Source organism: Streptococcus wuxiensis, from assembly GCF_040888245.1.
GTDB classification, from domain to species: domain Bacteria; phylum Bacillota; class Bacilli; order Lactobacillales; family Streptococcaceae; genus Streptococcus; species Streptococcus wuxiensis.
In genome coordinates this window covers 51,269-73,009 of the sequence record NZ_JBFNFE010000001.1, presented here as the reverse complement: position 1 = coordinate 73,009, position 21,741 = coordinate 51,269, and the positions used below count along the sequence as shown (strand labels likewise).

The following is a 21,741-nucleotide window of genomic DNA, read 5'->3' as shown; positions in this document are numbered from 1 at the left end:
AGAAGTTGGAAAAATCCCAACTTCTTTTTTTATTTACACATATTCATAAAGTACTGATGCAAACGAAGATCATTTGTCAATTCAGGATGAAAGGAGGTTACCAGCATATTCTTTTCTTGTGCCGCAACGATTTGATTGTTCACAATCGCTAGAACATCAACACCGTCACCAACACTACTGATAATCGGGCCACGGATAAAGGTCATTGGAATTTTACCAACGCCCTTGCAGTCAGCTTCTGTATAAAAGCTTCCTAGCTGACGTCCATAGGCATTGCGCTCTACTACTATATCCATGGTCGCTAGATGACTTTCCTCTTGAGAAGTGATTTGTTTTGCTAGCAAAATTAAACCCGCACAAGTTCCAAAGACTGGTAAGCCACCTAGAATAGCCTCTCTTATAGGAATGAGCATCTGCTGATCTCGCAATAGTTTCCCCATGGCCGTTGACTCACCGCCTGGCAAAATCAAACCTGATAGCTCACTTCGATATTGCTGAAAATCTTCTAGGTTTCGCAGTTCAATACTTTCAACTCCTAGTTGAGCAAGCATTTTCTCGTGTTCTACAAAGGCACCTTGCAAGGCCAAGATTCCGATTTTCATCTATTTTCCTCGCTCCGCCATGAGAATTTGGATTTCATTCTCATTGATACCAACCATGGCTTCTCCCAAATCTTCAGAGATTTGAGCCAGAATTTGAGGATTCTGATAATTGGTAACAGCTTTGACAATTGCTGCCGCACGTTTAACAGGATCACCTGACTTGAAAATCCCTGAGCCAACAAAGACGCCTTCCGCACCTAGCTGCATCATAAGAGCAGCGTCCGCTGGTGTTGCGACTCCTCCAGCCGCAAAGTTAACAACTGGTAATTTCCCATGTTCGTGGACATATTGAACTAATTCTACAGGTACTTGGAGTTCTTTTGCAGCAACATATAACTCGTCCTCACGGAGGTTTTGAATGCGGCGAATTTCTTGATTCATCATACGCATATGACGAACCGCCTGAACGATGTCTCCTGTTCCTGGTTCCCCTTTTGTACGGATCATAGAAGCTCCTTCAGCGATACGGCGCAAGGCTTCTCCTAGGTCTTTAGCACCACAAACAAAAGGAACTTGAAATTCTTTCTTGTCCACATGGAAACGATCGTCAGCTGGAGATAGAACTTCGCTCTCATCGATATAGTCAATCTCAATAGCTTCTAAAATCTGAGCTTCAACAAAATGCCCAATTCGAACCTTAGCCATAACTGGAATGCTGACTGCTTCTTGGATTTCCTTGATCATCTTTGGATCGCTCATGCGAGAAACTCCACCAGCCGCACGAATATCAGCTGGGATTCGTTCCAAAGCCATAACTGCTGCCGCACCTGCAGCCTCAGCAATTCTTGCTTGTTCAGGGTTTTGGACATCCATGATGACGCCACCCTTAAGCATCTGTGCTAAATTCTTATTTAATTCATAACGATTTTCAGTCATTTTTTTCATCCTCAATAGTTGTATTGGTAGCTACAGTTTTATTGTAAGGTATAAAAGACTGCATAACAAGATAAAATAAATCGATTTGTCCGGGTACAATTATCTCTATCACAAAAAAAGCACCCACATTGGGTACTTTTAATTCTTAGATTTCTTAATACTTTTCACAAGATAAAAGAGATATCCTGAAACCATGTAGGCAACAAAGATAGTTGCTGCCCATTTAAAGACAAAGCCCCAACCATGTTTGGTAGCATTCAAAAAGAAATAAGGGAAGGGACTATCCTTAGCATTAGGGACATCCATCTTTAAAACAAAACCGTTTAAAAGGGCAAAAATCATATAAAGCAAAGGAAGGCTAGTCCAAAGCATGGGATCAACTAACTTATATTGACGACTCTTATCAAAAATAATTGTATCTGCTAAAAAGCAGAGAGGGACAATATAATGGCAAAGGAAATTTTCCAAACGGTAAAAATCTGTCGTCAATGGAGCTAGCATGAAATGATAGATGACGCAGGTAATCATGATACTCATAGTGACGCCACCTTTGAGACGTAGAATACCAGAACTCTGCCAACTATCACCACCACTACGCATCTTTAACAAAAGATAAGCTGTAAAAAGTACAACCAAAAGGTTAGAAAGTACTGTGTAGTATAGCAACATCCCTAAACCACCGCGCTTGGTAATCTCCAAGTATACACCGGTAAAGGCTGCTATAAATAAAAAGATACGACTATAAAATATTACTTTTTCATTTTTAATCATGATTAAATCTTCTTCACAAATTCTGATTTAAGCTTCATAGCACCAAAACCATCAATCTTACAGTCAATATTGTGGTCACCTTCAACAATACGGATGTTTTTCACACGAGTTCCTTGTTTGAGGTCTTTAGGAGCCCCTTTAACCTTCAAATCTTTAATCAAGGTTACTGTATCTCCATCAGCTAGTTTGTTCCCATTTGCATCGATGGCAACAATGCCTTCTTCTGCTTCTGCTTGCTCAGCAGGATTCCACTCGTAAGCACATTCTGGACAAACTAGAAGTGCGCCATCTTCATATACATATTCTGAATTACATTTTGGGCAATTTGGTAATTGACTCATGTTATCTCCTTAAAAAATTTATGATTATTTGAATGTCAAATTTTCTTCAACAGCAACTATTATACCTTAAAACAGACTATTTGACAAATTATGATAAAAAACGACAAACCGAAATTCAGTTCATCGTTTTTATAGTTCTTATAAATGTTTTTGAGCTTCTGATTTAATTTTTTCAACAACTTCTAAAATAGAGAGGCCAGTCGTATCCAAATAGATTGCATCCTCAGCTTGCTTGAGAGGTGAAGTTTCACGATGACTATCTTTATAATCACGCGCAGCAATCTCTTCTTTCAAAGTTTCCAAATCTGTTTCGATTCCCTTTGAAAGATTTTCCTTGTAACGACGTTCCGCACGCTCATCTACAGATGCTACTAGAAAAATTTTCAATTCAGCCTGAGGCAAGACTACTGTTCCAATATCGCGGCCATCCATAACGATACCACCTTGTCGGGCAATTTCTTGCTGAAGGGCTACCAATTTTTCACGAACAGCTGGAATCGCTGCAAAAGCAGAAACAGCGTTGGTTACTTCATTTTCTCGGATTGGATTTGTTACATCAACATCTCCAACAAAAACAAGCTGTTCTCCTGTTTCAGCGCGGCCAAAGCTAATTGGATATTGTTCCAATAATTCAAGAAGTTGAGATGGCTCATCTGGGCTAATTTGGTTTCTCAATGCAATGTAAGTCGCCGCACGATACATAGCGCCTGTATCCAGATAAGTATAGCCAAAGTCCTTAGCAATAATCTTAGCTACTGTACTCTTACCACTGGAAGCTGGCCCATCAATAGCAATCTGAATTGTTTTCATTGTCACTCCTATCTTGTCTTAAGGACATCACCAGGATTTGCAAACCAAGTTCCTGAAGACATATGACCAGGATTCAAGGCTTCAAGTTGAGCAATAGAGATTCCAGCGCGAGCCGCAATCGCTGCTTCACCTTCTCCTGGCAAAACTGTAATAGTTCCTTCAGAATCAGTATGTGCCTCTGTATGTTCTTGTTGAGTTTTCTCTGCTTCTGTTGACTCTGTTGACTGCGCAGTAGTAGCCACTGTTGTAACTTCTTCTACTTTTGGAGCTGAAGAATCATAAAAATCTTTCAAAGCTGAAGTGCGATCACTTCCGCCTGATGACAAGTAAACCAATACAACTACCATCCCAACAACAATCACAAAGAAGAGAATAGCTAGAACCGTTAAAATACGATTGGCAACGACACCTGAACCTTTTTTGTTTCGTTGACGGCGTTCTGTTCTTGATTCCTCTTCTTGGTTTTCATAAATATCTTCTTGCCACGGTTCCTTTTCCATACCTTACTCCTTGAGTTTTTTTTAGTTTCTTATTACAATATAAATATGAAGATTAGACTTATACCTGAACGTTGCATCGCTTGTGGGCTCTGCCAAACTTATTCAGAATTATTTGATTACCATGATAATGGTATCGTCCGTTTTTACGATGAATCTGAGCAATTAGAGCGAGAAATTGCTTGCAACAACGACATTTTAGAAGCCGTTAAAAATTGCCCTACTCGTGCTCTGATCATAGATGAATCTTAAAATTTGGTGGAACATCAATCTCTAATTTCCACTCCCTCTAGTTTAGCATATTTTTCTAGAAAATTATAGTCTTTTGCTAGCTATTTTTATACAATTTTACTTTTATTTGTTCCAGGATTTCAATAATAAATAAACTGTTCTTTTAAGACATTTTTCTATCACTTAAGCACTAATCAATTTTTTTATTTCAACCACATATAAAGTTATAAAAAAAGAGGAATTACTTCCTCTTTTTTGTTTAATCAAACGATTAGTCTTCAAATCCATTTGGATGCTTGCTTTGCCAACGCCATGCATCTTCACACATTTCTGTAATACCAAGTCCTGCTTCCCATCCGAGCTCTTCCTTAGCTTTTGCTGGGTCTGAGTAGCAGGCCGCAATATCACCAGGGCGGCGTTCAACAATACGGTATGGAATTGGGCGCCCAACAGCTTTTTCCATATTTTGGATAATTTCAAGAACTGAGTAGCCTTTTCCAGTACCAAGGTTATACACATTGAGTCCTGAGCCTTTTTGAAGCTTCTTAAGGGCGGCAACGTGTCCTTTGGCTAAGTCAACGACGTGGATATAGTCACGAACACCTGTTCCATCTTCAGTATCGTAGTCATCTCCGAAGACTTGAACTTGTTCTAACTTACCAACTGCGACTTGTGTTACATACGGTAGAAGGTTATTTGGAATGCCGTTTGGATTTTCTCCTAGGTCACCACTCTCATGCGCCCCAATTGGGTTGAAGTAACGAAGTAAGACAACGTTCCACTCTGAATCTGCTTTATGGATATCTGTCAAGATTTCTTCCAGCATAAGCTTGGTACGGCCATAAGGGTTGGTAGCTGAAAGTGGGAAATCTTCTAGGATTGGAACAGTATGTGGATCTCCATAAACTGTTGCTGATGAACTGAAGATAATGTTCTTACAGTTGTTTTCTTCCATTGCCTTCAAAAGGCTAACTGTACCAGCAATATTGTTATCATAGTAGGCAAGAGGGATACGAGTTGACTCACCAACTGCCTTCAAACCCGCAAAATGAATCACACCTGTTGGCTCTTCGTGTTTGAAAATGTCACGAAGTGTATCCGTATCTCGGATATCAGCTTCATAAAAAGGAATCTCAACTCCTGTAATTCTTTCCACTACTTCTAAACTTTTACGGCTACTGTTAACCAAGTTATCCACCACGACAACTTGATGTCCAGCTTGGACCAGTTCAATGACAGTGTGAGTTCCGATAAAACCTGCTCCACCTGTTACCAAAATCTTTTCTTGCATCATTTTTCCTCTATTCTTGAATTATTTTTTTCATTTTACCATTTTTGATGGGGAAAGTCATTTGCTATCCTAATCCTATCGTAAAAACTAGGTAAAAAGTTTACGATTATTTCTCTTTAATATATCTTTCAGTCGGATAATCCGCTGGATCCAAGACTCCACTTTCCCCTTGAAGCATTTGGGCTAGGTGATAGCCTATAATGGGTCCAGTTGTCAATCCTGATGATCCTAATCCACTCGCAACAAATACTCCTGACAAGTTTGGCACTTGTCCGAAAAACGGCGAAAAATCACTCGTATAAGCACGAATCCCCACACGTTCACCACTTATCATTGCATCTTTTAAGCTAGGATAAAACGAACTTGCTGCTTCAGCCATTTGTTGGAGCAAATTCTCATCAACTGCTAAGTCAAATCCCATGTCATTTTCATGGGTAGCTCCTAGAGATAATTTACCGCCGGGAAATGGTATCAAATCCCACTCACCTTCCGGCATAACTACAGGGTAAGTTCCCATATCTTGTGGCACTTGGTAATCTCGAAGTTGACCTTTTTGTGGGCGAACATCCACCTCATATCCTAAGGGCTCTAAGATGTTGCCAAGCCAAGCTCCTGTGGATAAGATGACTTGGTCAAACATTTGATTGTCTATCTGATAGCCCGATGATAGAGGGGTTAGACTGACCTCTTTATTTATGACCTTCACTTGACTAGCTCCCAGTAAGCGACTCACTAGGAGTTGCCCATCTAATCGAGCTCCACCAGAAGCATAGAGTAAACGTTCAAATCCCTCTAGACCGGGAAATAAGTTACTAGCAGTCGCTTGGTCCAAAATGGCTAATTCTCCAATCAAGGGAGATTCATCTCTACGTTGCAGAGCCATTTGATAGAGCTCCTCTAGCTTAGAGTCATCGTTTTTAAGAAGAAAGACACCAGAACTTTGGTAAAAATCAACTTTTTGACCCGATTTTTCTAGGTCAGCTAATAAATCTACATAGAAATCAGCTCCTAGGCGCGCCATCTTATACCAAGCCTTATTGCGTCGTTTAGAAAACCAGGGACTAATAATTCCTGCCGCGGCCTTAGTTGCTTGCCCATGTCCAAAATCAAAAACAGTTACTTCGATATCAGCTTCCTTAGAAAGATAGTAGGCAGCTGTGGCCCCTACAATTCCTGCACCTACAATGGCAACTTTTTTCATTGTCTTTACCTTCTAACTAGATATGATGGAATGGATTGGTGGACGCTTGACTTGCGATAACCTCTAGAGACCAAGCATTCTCTTCCTTCCATTCATTCAGAAACGCTGCAATTTTTTCAACAAAGAGAACTTCAATATAGTGGCCTGGATCCAGAGCCAACAAGCCGTCTGACAACATATCTTGGGCAGTGTGGTAATAGATGTCACCAGTAATGTAAACATCTGCTCCTTTTGCCAAAGCATCAGAGTAGAAAGACTGCCCACTGCCACCACAAATAGCTACTCTTGAGATTGTTTTTTGCAAATCAGTCTCTTTATAATACACCATACGAAGGCTATCTAGACCAAATACTTCCTTAACATGACTAGCAAATTCTTCAAACGTTTGAGGTTTAATATTGCCAATACGCCCGATGCCACATTCAGGACCTGTCTCCTGTAGAAAAGTTGTATCCTTAATATCCAATAGTTGGCAGAACCAGTCATTAAGGCCGTTTTCAACAATATCAATATTAGTATGGCTAACGTAGACTGCAATATCATGCTTGATAAGATCAATATAAATCTGATTTTGAGGGCGACTAGCTACCAAGTCCTTTATCGGACGGAAGATGGGCGCGTGCTTAACGATAATCAAATCTACACCCTTTTCAATAGCTTCTGCCACTGTATCTTCACGTATATCAAGGGAAACCATGACATTTTTAATTTCCTTGTCTAAGGTACCAATTTGCAGACCACGACTATCTCCTTCCATAGAAAATTCTTGTGGGCAATAGGCTTCATAACGCTTAATCACTTCACTTGCTTTCATGGAGCACCTCCTTGATGGCTTGAATTTTATCTGCTAGAACCTGACGTTCTTCTTGATTTTTTTCTGGAATTTGACTAAGGGCAAACTCAAGCTTAGCAGCTTCTTTTTGCCACTTTTGGACAAATACGGGGCTAAGTCCTTTAGATAGAAAAGGGCCAAAGCGGGTGTCACTTGCTGACAATGTCATTTCACCAGCTTCTACTACTATAATCTCGTAAAATTTGCCAGCTTCCTCTAAAATGCTTTCGGCTACAATCTGGAATCCATGGTCCTGTAACCAGCTACGCAACTCGTCTTCTCGGTTATTGGGTTGGAGAATCAATCGCTCAACAGTTGCTAGTTTGTCCAAACCATCTTCTAATATCGTAGCAATCAAACGACCACCCATTCCTGCAATAGTGATAACAGAGACCTGGTCACTTACTTCGAAAGCTGCTAAACCATTGGCTAAACGAACCTGAATTTTCTCAGTCAAGCCATGACTTTCAACATTTCTAACTGCAGATTGATAGGGCCCCTCTACAACTTCACCCGCGATGGCAGCTTCAATATGACCTTTTTCAAGTAATTCAATCGGTAGATAAGCATGGTCGCTCCCGACGTCCAGCAAAACAGCTCCTTGGGGAACAAAAGAAGCTACTGTTTCTAATCTCTTTGAAATCATCTTCTCTCACTTTCAAAAACTCTATTTCCCTTTATTATACCATATTTTATCTGGCAATCCTGCACCTAAAAAAGACCGCAATCATGGATTGCAGTCTTTCTTTATCTTTTAACTTGATAACGACTTGTCAGTATGAAAATCACAATAAAGACGAGCATCATAATGCCATAGATAGGCAATGTTTGACCTGTAAGTGTTGAAATTTCAAGCAATTTTTGGATTCTTGGGAATAGAGCTGTTCCAAGGAAACCTCCAACTGACCAAATAATCAATAACACACGCCACAGGCTAAATGGCAAGCAAGCTCTAACTACAGACATGAAACCAATCGATGCCAATAGATAATACAGAAGTGTCGAAATCTCAATGGCTGACCAGCCTTGACTGGTTCCAAAAATTTTAACAAAGAGAACACTAAAAACTACCATCAAGGCACTTGGTAAAGCTCGAAGCATGGATTTTCTGAGGAAGTTTTGTTCCACAGGTTTGATATTTCGTTCAAAAGTTAATACAAACGGTGGGAATCCTTCCACGAACTGGTCAATCATAGTTATCTGAATCGGAATGAATGGGAAAATCAAAATCCATTCAGTACGTCCCAACAAAGCACTGGCAATACAGATAACTGTTAGCAAGAAGGAATAGATTGTCTTAATCAAGAAAATCGGAGCAATGTGGGCAATATTATTGACCACACGACGACCTTCGAAGAGAATCTCAGGAACATCATTGAAATCTGAATTCAAGAGGACCAGATTTGCAATCTGACGAGTTGCTGGGTCTCCTTCAGCCATAACAATGGAACAGTCTGCCTCACGCAGAGCTAGAATATCATTGACACCATCTCCTGTCATTGCTGTAGTATGTCCTGCTTTTTTCAGAGTTTGGATGATGAGTTTCTTTTGATGAGGCGAGACACGTCCGAAAATGGCTGTTTCTTCAGCCATGGCTATCAATTCTTCATCATTAATTTTCGAACAATCTACATAGCTCTGATAGTCTGCAAAACCTGCTTTTTGGGCAATACTTGAAACAGTGACTGGATTATCACCAGAGATAATTTTCAATCCCACTTCCTGAGAACGAAGATAGTCTAGCGTCTCAGCAGCACCTTCTCGAATCGGATCTAGAATCTCAAGTAAAGCCAAAGCCTGAATATCAGATGGCTTTTGTGGCTTGTGATGGTTAAGTTTTTCTTGACTGAGCGCTAACACCAAGACACGAGATCCTCGTTCAAGAGCTTCTCTAGCTTCAGGAACTTCAGCATCCAACAACATCTCCGGTGCGCCTAGGAAAACAGTTCCTAGACCTTCCAACTCCATTGCTCCCCATTTTCGATCACTTGAAAATGGAAGGCTAGAAATCATCGGATAAGCTACCTCTCCCGCAAAACGCTTTCGAATAGCTTGAGCTGTTGGATTTTTATCCTCACTGTGTGCCATATAACTAGTTAGTATTTTGGCAATGGCATCTTTGTCGTAAGCTTGAGTAAGAGGAAGGACCGTCTCAACCTGCATCTTCCCTTGGGTGATGGTCCCTGTCTTATCCAAGCAGAGCATATCCACACGCGCCAAGGTCTCAACAGAATACATCTCCTGCACCAAAACCTTTTTAAGTCCTAATTTTATCACTGCGGTCAAAAGCGAAGTTATAGTAAGTAACGCGATACCTTTAGGCAACATTCCTAAAAGAGCTGTAGATGAATTGACTACAGAAGACTTGAGTGGCAGACCTTTTAAGACCAAGGCTTCAAGCAAGAGAGCAATACCGAAAGGAATGATAATTTTCCCAGTAAAGCCGGCTAACTGGTCTAGCGATTTCATGATACGAGAGTTTATTGGCTTGACTGTCTTAGCTTCAAGCATGAGTTTAGCAGCATAGTTATCCGCCCCAACATGATGTACCTGAGCAAAGACAGAGCCACTTGCAAGAAAGCTACCCGACAACATTAAGTCTTCTACTTCTTTTTGCACCAAGTCGCTCTCACCCGTTAACATGGCTTCGTTGACTTCTGCAAAACCTTCTAATACAATGGCATCACTTGGAATCTGATCTCCTGCTGACAAGCGAATCACGTCATCCAAAACAAGCTCCTCAGGATCCAGAGCTATCTCTTGTCCATCACGAATTGTCGTAATTTTTTCTTTATTCAAGAGATTGAGTTTATCAACCATATGTTTGGCACGTAGCTCGGTTACAATCCCAGAAAATGCATTAAAGCAGATAACCGCAAAGAAAACTAGGTTGCTCCAGGCTTGAACAAAGGCGAGAGCTAGGGCAATGGCAAAGTTTAAAGCATTGAATAAAGTAAAGACATTTCTCTTCACAATCTGCCATGTACTAGTACTAGCTGAAGCTTGGAAATCATTGACCTGTCCCTGTTTTTGACGTTCTTTGACTTCTGATTGGCTTAATCCCATAATTTTATTTTTATCCATAAATTCTATCATATCATTTTTTTTTGAATATTTCTAATTTCATATAAAAAGCTATTCCGCCTAAACAAAAAACATTTGCCTGTCCTAGTATGATAAGGTATAATAAAAGAAAGAGAACTGAAGGAGACATCATGTTTTATACTTATCTGCGTGGGCTGGTTATGTTGATTCTATGGTCAATCAATGGAAACGCTCACTTTCACAATACTGAAAAAATTCCAAGTTTAGATGAAAACTATATCCTTGTTGCGCCACACCGTACCTGGTGGGATCCAGTCTATATGGCTTTTGCAACAAAACCAAAGCAATTTGTCTTTATGGCAAAAAAAGAACTCTTTTCAAATCGCATCTTTGGTTGGTGGATTCGCATGTGTGGTGCTTTCCCTATCGACCGTGATAACCCAGGTTCTTCTGCTATCAAATATCCAATTAATGTTCTTAAAAAGAGCAATCGCTCACTGATTATGTTTCCTAGTGGTAGTCGTCATTCCAATGATGTTAAGGGTGGTGTAGCCCTCATCGCAAAGATGGCTAAGGTTCGTATCATGCCTGTTACCTATACTGGTCCTATGACTCTAAAAGGGCTTGTCAGCCGTGAACGTATTGATATGAACTTCGGAAATCCGATTGATATCTCAGATATTAAAAAGATGAATGATGAGGGAATTGAGATGGTTGCAGACCGCATCCAATCTGAATTTCAACGCCTGGATGAGGAAACAAAACAGTGGCACAACAATAAAAAGCCAAATCCACTGTGGTGGGTCATCCGTATCCCTGCCTTGATTCTAGCAATTATAATCGGAATTTTGACAATCCTCTTTACCTTTGTTGCAAGTTTTGTTTGGAACCCAGATAAAAAGAGAGAGCAATTACAATAGTCTAATTTTCACAGGCCCAAGTTTATTACTTGGGCTTTTCCAATGAGTTAGCATACTAATTAGCATATTGACAAAAGCTTAAATCTATAGTATACTTTCAAAGTAAGCTGATTTAGCTCAGTAGGCAGAGCGCATCCATGGTAAGGATGAGGTCGCCGGTTCGATCCCGGCAATTAGCATCAATTCAGCAGTTCCTATCTGGGGAGCTGTTTTTTTTCTTGACAAAGTATTGGCTCTATAGTAAAATAAAGTCTGCGATGAGTCGATATGTAGCGAAAGCTACAATTGCGCAAAGGAGGTCATAACGCAGGAGCGGACCTTGAGAAATTGTGTGAACCAGTTTCTCACATGGAGATGCCTCTCACACTCTCTGGTTTTTCCAGAGAGTTTTTTCTTTTCTTAAACCAATAGGGTTCTGGACCTTATGAAACAAAAAAAGACCTATCATACAAGCTGTAAAGCCTGATATGATAGGTTTTTAATGTTAGATTAACGTACTGTACGGATACGCATTGTGTTTGTACGAACAGCTTCGCCAAGTGGCACACCTGCAACGATAACGATATCGTCACCAGATTGTACAAGACCTGCTTCAACTGCTTTGCGTTCAGCAATTTCAAACATGTCATCAGTTGATGATGGAGCTTCAGTCAACATTGGGATAACACCCCAGTTCAACATCAATCCACGCTCTGTCAATTCGTCGAATGTCAATGCCAAGATATCAGCATTTGGACGGTATTTAGAAATCAAACGAGCTGTGTGACCAGTCTTAGTAAGGGTAACAACCAATTTGATATTCATTGAGTTAGTAGCATCTTTAACAGCTGAAGCCATAACTTCTGTCTTAGAGTTACGTTCGAAAGTATCTGAGTTCAAACGTCCGTATTCGTTAAGAAGAGTTTGAGCGTTCTTGTCAATTGTAGCCATTGTTGTTACTGACTCAAGTGGGTATTTACCGTTTGCAGACTCACCTGAAAGCATAGTTGCGTCAGTTCCGTCGATAACAGCGTTAAATACGTCTGATACTTCTGAACGAGTTGCACGTGGTTTTTCAGTCATTGTTTCAAGCATGTTTGTTGCAGTGATAACAACTTTACCAGCAGCGTTCACTTTAGTGATAATCATTTTTTGGTAAACTGGAACCATTTCGAATGGTACTTCGATACCCATGTCACCACGAGCGATCATGATACCGTCAGCAGCTTCAATAATTTCATCCAAGTTATCGATACCTTGTTGGTTTTCAATCTTAGCGAACAATTGAACGTGACCGTTACCAGTTTCTTCACAGATTGCACGAACTTCGTTCACGTCTTTAGCAGTACGTACGAATGAGATTGCGATGAAGTTGATACCTTGTTCCAAACCGAAGCGGATATCAGCGTTATCACGTTCAGCAAGAGCAGGGAAAGGAATTTTAGTGTTAGGGATGTTCACACCTTTTTGTTTAGCGATCACACCGTCATTTTCAACTTCACAAACGAATTCACGACTTGCGTCGTCTTTTTCTACAACACGAAGACCCAATTTACCATCGTCAACCAATACTTGGCGACCAACTTCAACATCATCGTAGATATCAAGACCACCAGCAACGTTCAAAGCAATCACTTCACGAGTTGATTTGATTCCTTGTTTAGTAGCAACACGGATCTTTTCACCAGTTGTATAAGAGTACTCTTTAGCATCGCCTTCGAACAATTCAGTACGGATTTCTGGACCTTTAGTGTCAAGAAGGAAACCAACTTTTTTACCTGCAAGTTTTTCTGCAAGTTTAACAGTTGCCATACGGTCACCTTGTTCTTGGTGGTCACCGTGTGAGAAGTTGAAACGGAAAGTGTTAGCTCCAGCTTCGATCAATTGAGCAATGTTTTGTGCTGAAGCTTCAACGTCAAGTTTTTCACCCCAATACCCATCATCACCAAATTTTTTACCACCACGGATTTCTACCGCAGGACCTAAGGTTGCAACGATTTTTACACGTTTGTTCATGATTTTGTGACTCCTTTATATAATTCGACCTTTTATGGTCATTTTACCAGATTAGTTAAAGTTGATTATGACAAGCTCTTGTTCAAGTCAGAGAGTTCAAGGTCAGCTTTATGAGGGTTATTGACAACGATCTTACCATCAGCTGTTAAGCTAAACAAAGCTCCCTCTTCTGCTGTTCCAAGAATTGGATTTTCAACCATTTTCTCGTTACGAATACCGACAGCAACACCACCGATTCCTTGTTTAAGGAGTTTAACAGCGTGTGCGCCCATACGAGATGCCAATACACGGTCACGAGCAGTTGGTGAACCACCACGTTGGATGTGACCAAGTTCTGTAACACGAAGGTCACTTGTATCGCCAGCTTCTTTTAGTTTTTGACCAAATTCAGCTGCTGACATGACACCTTCTGCTAAAACGATAATGTTGTGTTTTTTACCGTGTTCATATCCAGCTTTGATGCTTGCTACGATATCTTCAAATTTGAAGCCTTCTTCAGGGATGATGATTTCGTCAGCACCTGTTGCGATACCTGCCCAAAGAGCGATATCACCAGCGTTACGTCCCATTACTTCAACAACGAAAGTACGACGGTGACTTGATGATGTATCTCGAATCTTATCGATTGCATCCATTGCAGTTGTTACTGCAGTGTCAAATCCGATTGTAAAGTCAGTACCTACGATATCGTTATCGATTGTTCCTGGAAGTCCGATAGCAGGGAATCCATGCTCAGTCAAGCGCATAGCTCCATGATAAGAACCGTCTCCACCGATAACCACGACACCTTCGATACCGTGTTTTTTCAATTGCTCAATCCCTTTAAGTTGACCTTCGAGTTTTGCAAACTCAGGGTAACGAGCTGAGTGAAGGAAAGTACCACCACGTGAAATGATGTCTCCTACTGAAGCAGCATCAAGTGGATAAATCTCACCAGCAACCATACCAGCGTATCCATCATAGATACCAAAAACTTCCATTCCTTCTGAGATTGCTTGACGAACAACTGCACGAATGGCAGCATTCATACCAGGGGCGTCCCCACCACTAGTCAAAACAGCAATACGTTTCATTTGGTTTTGCTCCTTTTTCTTTTAACATTCTAACTGATTATACCATATTTAAAGTTAAAATTCTTTTATTTTCATTGATTTTTAACGATAAATCGTTTTCATGACAATCTGTTTTAAAGATTCTTGTAAGCCAGCGTCTTTTGCAACTAAATAACCAGGCAAAAGAATATTTTTTTGTTCATTTTCATAACGAATGACAACAGGAATTTGTCCTTTGTACTGATCTAAAATATGATAAATTTCAGCATCGTGGTCATGATTAGGAACTTGAATCCAAAAACGCTCACTCACTGCCTCTTTTAAATTATTTAAAACTAATTGAAGACGACCATCTCTGGCTTGCACTTTCCCATTTAGGTAATAGAAACTTCCTTCGTGCAAAAGATTTTTAAATTTGCGGTATTGTTCAGAAAAAACAGTGACCTCCAGACTTGTTTTACTATCAGTAACTTTCAAAAAGGCCATGTTTTCACCTTTTTTAGTTCGAATCACTCGGATAGACTGAATTTCAACGAGCACTGTAGCTGTCTGTCCCTCGGAAAGCTCAGATAAACTCACAATTGGATACAAAGGATTCTTCGCTAAAACCAGCAATGGGTGTTGGCTAATTCCAACACCTAACCAATCCTGCTCTTTTTGGAATTTTTCAATATTTGAAAAGTCCTCTGTATCTGTCCAACTATAGCTAGAATCTGCAAAGAGGCTACCTAATTCTTCTACAAAGATAAAGAGAGTTGGTAGATTGGTTAATATTTTTTGACGATTTTTATCAAATCCATCAAAAAGACCTACTTCCACTAAAGGGGTTAAGAGGCTAATCTTTTGATAATTTTTGGGTAATCGTGTGATAAAATCTTCAACACTGCTAAATGGACGATGCTCGATAATCCAGTAGGCAAAATCACGAGGCATTCCCTTGATAGTCTTGAGTCCTAAATGAATTGTCTTATCAGCTAACTTATCTTGATATGGAACCGTATTGATAGAAAGTGGAGCTAATTCAAAGCCCATTTCAAGCGCATCTAGAATATAATCTCCGCTAGCATAATTGAGCATGACCTGATAGAAGATTGCTGGAAAATGTGTTTTAAAGTAGGCAAGCTGAAAAGCTAAGGCAGCATATGCATAAGCGTGCGAACGGTTAAAACCATAACCGGCAAATTTTTCCATTACAGCAAAAACTTCTTGAGCCTGTTTTTGTCCATGCCCTTTTTCGAGGGCCCCTTGGATAAAACTCTCCTCCATTCGATGCATCTCAGCCGCATTCTTTTTCCCCATAGCACGACGCAAGATATCGGCTTTTCCAAGACTGAAACCTGCATAGCGTTGAGCTACTTGCATCACCTGCTCTTGGTAAAGCATAATACCATAAGTCGGAGCTAGGATATCTTCTAGCACAGGGTCTAGAACCGTAACCTTTTCTTTACCATGTTTTCTGGCAACAAAGTTATCGATATAGTCGCTCGCACCTGGTCGGTTCAAGGAAGTCGTCGCCACTACTTCTTCAAAATTTTGTGGTTTCACTCGTTTCAATAAGCGTATGGCTCCAGGTTGTTCAAACTGAAAGATTCCCTTGGTCTTACCTGCAGCAAAGAGGGCTAAGGTTGCCTTATCTTCAAGATCAATATCCTCAATTCTTAGTGAAATACCTTGAGTTTCATATAAGAGCTCCTGCATTTTTTGAGCAAAGGTTAAGTTTCGTAGGCCCAAGAAATCCATCTTGAGCAGGCCATTTCCTTCAACTCCATGCGCATCATATTGGGTAATGAGCATATCCTCTCCATACTTGAGAGGAATGTAGTCTGTTAGATTTTTGTCACTGATAACGACACCAGCTGCATGAATGGAAGTCTGTCGTGGATAACCTTCTATCTTTTTAGCAATAGAGAAGGCCTTTTGGTACTCAATCTTACTTTGAATGAGTTGTCTAAAACCTAGATTGCCTTCATAGGCTGTCGTTAGAGTATCTTTAGAACCAATTTTTTTTGTAATAGTCGTCAATTCATATTCAGGGACACCATAACGTTTGAAGATATCTCGGATGGCCTGCTTGGCTCCAAAGGTCGAGTAAGTGACAATCTGAGCAGCATGAATACTACCATAACGGTCACGAACATAGCGAATAAACTCAGGGCGATAGATATCTGGGATATCAATATCAATATCTGGCATGGTGTAACGTTCACGATTCAAGAAACGCTCAAAGATAAGATTTTTAGCAACAGGATCAATTCCAGTAATATCTAAAGCGTAGGCCACTAAACTTCCAACTGCGGATCCGCGTCCCATTCCCATATAATAACCTTGGGAACGACCAAAACGTAAGAGGTCCCAGACAACCAAGAAATAGTCATCGAATCCCATATCATGAATCACAGACAGTTCTTCTTCTAAACGTTCCTGATAGACTGAATCTAGTAAACCTTTCTCTTCCAAGCCCTTGATAGCTCTTTCCCGAAGTTCCTCAACAGCAGGTCTTTCTGGATTGAAACGTGGAAGCTTGAGACTACTATCAATCTCGTAGGAGGTATCCTTGATTAATCTTGCAAGATTATCCAGTGCGATTGGGAACTTCTCTAGAAAAACCTGTTCAAGACGTTCAGCAGGCAAAAACAAGCCTTGTTGAGATTGGACATCAACCTCTCGTAAGGTCACATTTTCCTTGATCGCCTTGAGCATTTGAAGAGTCTCTAAATCCTCAGGTTCAAAAGAGTTAACACGATAAAGAGGGAGAATTGGTTGAGAAAAATTGGATTGAGGTGTATCTGGATACACTCCGATATAGTAGTCATGCCCTAAATCTAAACCAGCAATTTCAGGATAATAGGGAACAATAACACAAATATCCTCTAGGTAAGAAGAAAAATCAGTCCATTCTTTTTTACCTGTCATCTTTAGAGACGACAACTTCATCAGGTTTTGATAACCTCGGTTTGACAGGGCTAAAAAACGTAGATTTATCCATTCATCTTTATGATGAACTGTCATCTCAAGGCCTAATAAAGGCTGAATTCCTTGTTTTTGGCATTCTTTGATAAAATAATAGGCTCCATAGAGATTATCTTCATCCATGATTCCAAGTGATGAATAGCCATATTCTTTTCCAAGGCTGACATATCTCTTGATTGAAACCATACTCTCCATGAAACTATAGACAGTTTTCGTATCCAGTTGGGCAATCATTCTTTCTCACCTCCCTTTTTCTTTTTCTATTATACCATTTTAAAAAATAGAAACACAATTTCTTTCTAATCATGAAACTAAAAAACCACAGCCTTAAAGGCTATGGTTTTATGATATGAAATAAGTTCGAAGAAGAGTTGCGCCTAGCTTTTTTAACTTAGTTACTTGTATCTTTCGTTAAAAATATCCCGATTAGAACTAGGACTAGTGAGAGATAGGGAAAAACCCTAAACATCTGCCAATCCGGGTCGAATGCTAAAAGTCCGGAAAGTAAATAAAATCCTGCACTCGCATACAAGAACTTTCTATTTACTTTCTTGATTCCTATCCTAGTTAAAAAAGTTGCTATAGCGTAAGCAATTAAATTAGGACCTAGAAAAATCAAGAATACAATTCCCCATGGAGCAGTAAATAAAGCAAGAGTTATAAATAGAAGAATATAGGTAAGTGCCAAATAAAATGAGAAAGATAGAAGAGCCGAAGGTTTCTTGACTGCTTTTGGACCATTCTTCATAGCTTCCACCGAATTATTTTCTACAATTAGTTTATCTTCTTCTTTGTTAAGCTCTACATTTAGATTTTGATCTGACATTTTTTTCTCCCACTAATTTGTTAAGTTATTTTTATTATATCCCAATTTGTCACATTAAGCTAGATAGAAAAAGCCATCTATGTTAGTCTCAGATAAACGCACACATTTGTCTGAAAGAAACTAACATAAATGACCTACACCACTCCCTATCAAGTTTTTCTGAGTCAGGTGAGATTGTCTAACTCAATTTGACAAATGAGGAGTTTTTATTATTTTTCACGAATCACTTCTACCTTGTATCCATCTGGATCTTTAACAAAGTAATAGTTTGGTTGAGTTCCTGGAAGTCCATTTGGATTTGTCACTTCGTAACCCTTGTCGCTATGTTCTTTATGAAGAGCCTCAAGGTCAGGTGTGCTTAGAGCGATGTGCGCAAAACCGTCACCTACAACATAAGGTCCATGATCGTAGTTGTAAGTCAACTCCAATTCATAATCATCGCCATCAAGACCTAGATAAACAATGGTAAAAGCGTGTTCTGGGAAGTCCAGACGACGCAATTCCTTAAATCCAAAAGCATCTTGATAAAAAGCAATTGATTTTTCAAGATTCTCTACCCGCAAGCAAGTGTGTAACATTTTTGAAGCCATTTTTTCTCCTTTGTTTAAAAAAGACTGGGACAAATTTGCACCAGTCTTGTGAATAATTATTTACCAAGTTTTGCTTTAGCTGCATCTGCAAGAGCTGTGAAAGCTGCTGCATCGTTAACAGCCAAGTCAGCAAGCATTTTACGGTTTACTTCGATCTCAGCCAATTTCAAACCATGCATCAATTGTGAGTATGAAAGTCCGTTCATACGAGCTGCCGCATTGATACGTGTGATCCACAATTTGCGGAAGTCACGTTTCTTTTGACGACGGTCACGGTATGCATAGTAGTAAGAGTTCATTACTTGTTCTTTTGCAGTACGGAACAAGATGTGTTTAGCTCCATAGTAACCTTTTGCTAATTTTAAAATACGTTTACGACGTTTGCGTGATACAACGCCACCTTTAACACGTGCCATTTATATTTCCTCCAATATTTCCTAGAATTGTTAACTTACAAATACGCGATTATTTCAAGCGAGTAAGCATTGCTTTGATACGTTTGAAATCTCCTGAATGCACCATAGATGCTTTACGAAGATGACGACGTTGTTTCTTAGTTTTTCCGTGGAAACGGTGAGAAGTGTAAGCACGGAAACGTTTAAGTCCACCAGAACCTGTACGTTTGAAACGTTTAGCTGATGCGCGGTGTGTTTTTTGTTTTGGCATGATATTTTCTCCTTTTTTTAACTTTCTGACAGATTATTTCTTGTCAGTTGCTGGGGCCAACTGCATGAACATTTGACGACCATCCATTTTAGCACGTTGTTCGATGATAGCAATATCTTGAGTTGCTTCAGCGAAATCGGCTAAAACTTTTGCTCCAATCTCTTTATGGGTAATCATACGACCCTTAAAGCGAATGGAAACCTTCACTTTGTTCCCTTTTTCAAGGAACTTGCGAGCACTGCGAAGTTTCGTATCGAAATCACCCTTATCAATAACTGGGCTCAATCGAACTTCTTTCACGGTCACAACGCTTTGTTTTTTGCGTTGCTCTTTTTGTTTCTTCTGGTACTCAAATTTGAACTTACCATAGTCCATAATTTTCGCAACAGGAGGTTTAGCTTGAGGTTGAATGAGAACCAAGTCCACATTAGCGTCGTCCGCAAGTGCTTGCGCTTCACCAAGTGGTTTGATACCCAATTGTTCGCCCTCAAGACCGATTAAGCGAACTTCACGTACACGAATTTCATCATTGATGAATAAGTCTTGCTTTGCTATGGTTTTCACCTCTTTTTTTATTTTAGAGAAAAACAAGAGCGGACTTGCTAACGCAAATCCGCTCTACATGATTATAGTTCATTTCTGAAACTTGATCTGTAGGGGCCAGACAACGTTAGTCGCAAGGCGAGAAGTTCTCACTTCTGCTTTTCTCATCTTGTATATGATATCAAGTTTTTCCCTACTTGTCAAGATAAAAATAATCTTTTTTAATTTTTTCTAATATTTGAATTTAATTTCAACTATTGGTTACGAGAATAGTATATCTCATGTGGTTTCACATGATTCCCTAGTAACTCAGAGACTGTAACAAAGCTATACCCTTGTCCCTGCAAATATTCAATAACCTTTGGTAGTGAATTTACTGACGTCTGGTGAATATCATGCATCAATATAATAGAACCATCAGTCGTCTGACGTTGAATTTCTGTTAGAATGGCTGCTTCGTTTTTACTCTTCCAGTCTAAGCTATCGACATCCCACATAATAAAGCTCAAATCAAGACTATTACGGATATCATCTGAGATGGCACCATATGGTGGGCGCATCAATTTTGAACTCTTTCCGAGAACACTAGTGATTGCTGATTCTGTATCCGTAATTTGTTTCTTAGCATCTTCTAATGAGAGTTGTGTTAAAACTGGATGGTTCCAACTATGATTTCCGACTTCATGCCCCTCAGCCTGCATACGTTTGAGGATAGCTTCATTACCTGCAATATTTTTCCCTTGGACAAAGAAGGTTGCTTTGATTTTGTACTTAGCTAAGATATCCAAGGCTTGTGGTGTTGTATTACCATCAGGACCATCATCAAAGGTAAGAGCTACCACTTTTTTATGTTTTTCCGCTTGAACTTTTTTATAAAGTTCAGCATCTTTTTCTGTTAGATAGGATGTTTGAATATAATCAAAGAAATCTGAAATAGGCATTGCTATTTCTTCTACATTAGTCATTGCTTTGACTGGATATAGAACCAATTGACTATCTTTGTAAGCAAACTTCCAGCTTGACAATTCTGCAGCTGAGAAATCAGCTAAAACTTGGTCAACAACTGATTGATCTACTTTTTTATCTTGGAGAGTTGACTTAACTCCCTCAAGGACTTTTTCTTTGGCTGTGGATGGGTCTGTAAAGAATTGATCCAAGGTAAAGATAGAGCCATCCTCTTTCAGATACAGCTGGTCTAAAGTAGTATTTTCTAATTCAACGACATTAGAATTTGCCAAGTCATAGGCCTGTTTTTTAATCAAACGATTTTCAACCCCAGTTAAAGAGGAATCCCCTTTTTCTGAGTAATAAAAAAACAACTGTTCTTTACCTTCTACTTTGTCAGTGATGTCTTTTACGATGATATCTTTGACAGAGGAAATAAGGCTGTCTCCAACTAGTGGATAATAGGTGATAATTTCAGATTTCTCTTTGCGGAAATGCTCTTTTTGACTTCCTTGGGAGTAGGCGTCATCTTTTTCCTTCTTGAGGTTCTCAATCTTCTGTTCAAAGGCTTGTTTATTCAGCACTTTATAGGCAACCACACCACCGAGTGCTATCATTGTGAAAAACAAAAGCAAGACAAGAATGCCAAGTTTTTTATTGTTTTTCTTCTTTACTTTATTCTGGGGTAATCTCTTTTTTGTCATAGTCTTATCATATCAAATATGAACTATAATTTC

At 39.6% G+C, this 21,741-nt stretch carries 22 protein-coding genes, 1 tRNA gene and 1 other annotated feature; of the genes, 3 read left to right on the top strand and 20 right to left on the bottom strand.

Features of this window, described 5'->3' with window-relative positions; translation table 11 throughout:
* Window positions 1-29 precede the first annotated feature (29 nt).
* From pdxT to AB2B47_RS00295, 6 genes are all read right to left on the bottom strand, one after another.
* Window positions 30-602: a pyridoxal 5'-phosphate synthase glutaminase subunit PdxT gene (pdxT, locus tag AB2B47_RS00320; RefSeq protein ID WP_006152553.1), complete on the bottom strand. Its 573-nt coding sequence runs from the start codon at window positions 600-602 to the stop codon at window positions 30-32.
* Window positions 603-1,478, bottom strand: coding sequence for a pyridoxal 5'-phosphate synthase lyase subunit PdxS (gene pdxS, locus AB2B47_RS00315; RefSeq protein WP_006153788.1), 876 nt, complete (start codon window positions 1,476-1,478; stop codon window positions 603-605). It abuts the gene before it with no gap.
* Window positions 1,479-1,616: 138 nt separating this feature from the next.
* Window positions 1,617-2,249 carry a Pr6Pr family membrane protein gene (locus AB2B47_RS00310; RefSeq protein WP_006152552.1) on the bottom strand — a complete coding sequence of 211 codons (633 nt, stop codon included), beginning with the start codon at window positions 2,247-2,249 and terminating at the stop codon, window positions 1,617-1,619.
* 2 nt (window positions 2,250-2,251) lie between these two features.
* The gene (locus tag AB2B47_RS00305) at window positions 2,252-2,590 is read right to left on the bottom strand and encodes a zinc ribbon domain-containing protein YjdM (RefSeq protein WP_006152514.1); all 339 of its coding nucleotides are present in this window, start codon (window positions 2,588-2,590) and stop codon (window positions 2,252-2,254) included.
* 138 nt (window positions 2,591-2,728) lie between these two features.
* Window positions 2,729-3,400: a (d)CMP kinase gene (gene cmk, locus AB2B47_RS00300; protein ID WP_006152522.1), complete on the bottom strand. Its 672-nt coding sequence runs from the start codon at window positions 3,398-3,400 to the stop codon at window positions 2,729-2,731.
* A gap of 8 nt (window positions 3,401-3,408) precedes the next feature.
* Window positions 3,409-3,900 (bottom strand): SAG1386/EF1546 family surface-associated protein, encoded by a 492-nt coding sequence (locus AB2B47_RS00295; protein WP_006152479.1) that lies wholly within the window; start codon window positions 3,898-3,900, stop codon window positions 3,409-3,411.
* 45 nt (window positions 3,901-3,945) lie between these two features.
* On the opposite strand from AB2B47_RS00295, the gene AB2B47_RS00290 reads away from it, so the two are divergent.
* On the top strand, window positions 3,946-4,149 hold the full coding sequence (locus AB2B47_RS00290) for a ferredoxin (RefSeq protein WP_080561308.1): 204 nt from the start codon (window positions 3,946-3,948) through the stop codon (window positions 4,147-4,149).
* A gap of 250 nt (window positions 4,150-4,399) precedes the next feature.
* Here the strand turns inward: AB2B47_RS00290 and galE are convergent, their stop codons facing one another.
* The 5 genes from galE to AB2B47_RS00265 form a co-directional block, all read right to left on the bottom strand.
* A complete protein-coding gene (gene galE / locus AB2B47_RS00285; RefSeq protein ID WP_006152548.1) occupies window positions 4,400-5,419 on the bottom strand; it encodes a UDP-glucose 4-epimerase GalE in 1,020 nt (339 codons plus the stop codon).
* A 106-nt stretch (window positions 5,420-5,525) separates the two neighbouring features.
* Entirely contained in the window at window positions 5,526-6,620 is a 1,095-nt protein-coding gene (locus AB2B47_RS00280) for an NAD(P)/FAD-dependent oxidoreductase (protein ID WP_320693364.1), read from the bottom strand.
* 16 nt (window positions 6,621-6,636) lie between these two features.
* Window positions 6,637-7,434, bottom strand: a complete 798-nt coding sequence (locus tag AB2B47_RS00275) for a Nif3-like dinuclear metal center hexameric protein (protein WP_320693363.1) — start codon at window positions 7,432-7,434, stop codon at window positions 6,637-6,639.
* On the bottom strand, window positions 7,421-8,098 hold the full coding sequence (locus AB2B47_RS00270) for a tRNA (adenine(22)-N(1))-methyltransferase (protein ID WP_006152487.1): 678 nt from the start codon (window positions 8,096-8,098) through the stop codon (window positions 7,421-7,423). Before AB2B47_RS00270 ends, AB2B47_RS00275 begins: the two co-directional genes overlap by 14 nt.
* Before the next feature lie 101 nt (window positions 8,099-8,199).
* Entirely contained in the window at window positions 8,200-10,536 is a 2,337-nt protein-coding gene (locus AB2B47_RS00265; RefSeq protein ID WP_320693362.1) for a cation-translocating P-type ATPase, read from the bottom strand.
* A 131-nt stretch (window positions 10,537-10,667) separates the two neighbouring features.
* Here AB2B47_RS00265 and AB2B47_RS00260 point away from each other — a divergent pair, with 131 nt between their 5' ends.
* Window positions 10,668-11,417 (top strand): lysophospholipid acyltransferase family protein, encoded by a 750-nt coding sequence (locus AB2B47_RS00260; RefSeq protein WP_320693361.1) that lies wholly within the window; start codon window positions 10,668-10,670, stop codon window positions 11,415-11,417.
* A 106-nt stretch (window positions 11,418-11,523) separates the two neighbouring features.
* A tRNA-Thr gene (locus AB2B47_RS00255) sits at window positions 11,524-11,596 on the top strand.
* Between the two features lie 310 nt (window positions 11,597-11,906).
* On the opposite strand, the gene pyk is transcribed toward AB2B47_RS00255, so the two are convergent.
* From pyk to pgdA, 9 genes are all read right to left on the bottom strand, one after another.
* Window positions 11,907-13,412: a pyruvate kinase gene (gene pyk / locus AB2B47_RS00250; RefSeq protein ID WP_006152520.1), complete on the bottom strand. Its 1,506-nt coding sequence runs from the start codon at window positions 13,410-13,412 to the stop codon at window positions 11,907-11,909.
* A gap of 65 nt (window positions 13,413-13,477) precedes the next feature.
* Window positions 13,478-14,485: a 6-phosphofructokinase gene (pfkA, locus tag AB2B47_RS00245; protein ID WP_004253883.1), complete on the bottom strand. Its 1,008-nt coding sequence runs from the start codon at window positions 14,483-14,485 to the stop codon at window positions 13,478-13,480.
* A gap of 81 nt (window positions 14,486-14,566) precedes the next feature.
* Window positions 14,567-17,668, bottom strand: a complete 3,102-nt coding sequence (locus tag AB2B47_RS00240; RefSeq protein ID WP_320693360.1) for a DNA polymerase III subunit alpha — start codon at window positions 17,666-17,668, stop codon at window positions 14,567-14,569.
* A 157-nt stretch (window positions 17,669-17,825) separates the two neighbouring features.
* Window positions 17,826-18,260: a hypothetical protein gene (locus AB2B47_RS00235; protein ID WP_006152527.1), complete on the bottom strand. Its 435-nt coding sequence runs from the start codon at window positions 18,258-18,260 to the stop codon at window positions 17,826-17,828.
* A 209-nt stretch (window positions 18,261-18,469) separates the two neighbouring features.
* Window positions 18,470-18,850 (bottom strand): lactoylglutathione lyase, encoded by a 381-nt coding sequence (gene gloA, locus AB2B47_RS00230; RefSeq protein ID WP_004253875.1) that lies wholly within the window; start codon window positions 18,848-18,850, stop codon window positions 18,470-18,472.
* Window positions 18,851-18,906: 56 nt separating this feature from the next.
* Window positions 18,907-19,266: a 50S ribosomal protein L20 gene (rplT, locus tag AB2B47_RS00225; RefSeq protein ID WP_000124834.1), complete on the bottom strand. Its 360-nt coding sequence runs from the start codon at window positions 19,264-19,266 to the stop codon at window positions 18,907-18,909.
* A 49-nt stretch (window positions 19,267-19,315) separates the two neighbouring features.
* A complete protein-coding gene (gene rpmI / locus AB2B47_RS00220; protein WP_001125942.1) occupies window positions 19,316-19,516 on the bottom strand; it encodes a 50S ribosomal protein L35 in 201 nt (66 codons plus the stop codon).
* A 33-nt stretch (window positions 19,517-19,549) separates the two neighbouring features.
* On the bottom strand, window positions 19,550-20,080 hold the full coding sequence (gene infC / locus AB2B47_RS00215; RefSeq protein WP_004253871.1) for a translation initiation factor IF-3: 531 nt from the start codon (window positions 20,078-20,080) through the stop codon (window positions 19,550-19,552).
* 15 nt (window positions 20,081-20,095) lie between these two features.
* Window positions 20,096-20,226: a sequence feature (ribosomal protein L20 leader region), on the bottom strand.
* Between the two features lie 87 nt (window positions 20,227-20,313).
* Window positions 20,314-21,708, bottom strand: a complete 1,395-nt coding sequence (gene pgdA, locus AB2B47_RS00210; RefSeq protein ID WP_006152516.1) for a peptidoglycan-N-acetylglucosamine deacetylase PgdA — start codon at window positions 21,706-21,708, stop codon at window positions 20,314-20,316.
* Between the last annotated feature and the right edge of the window lie 33 nt (window positions 21,709-21,741).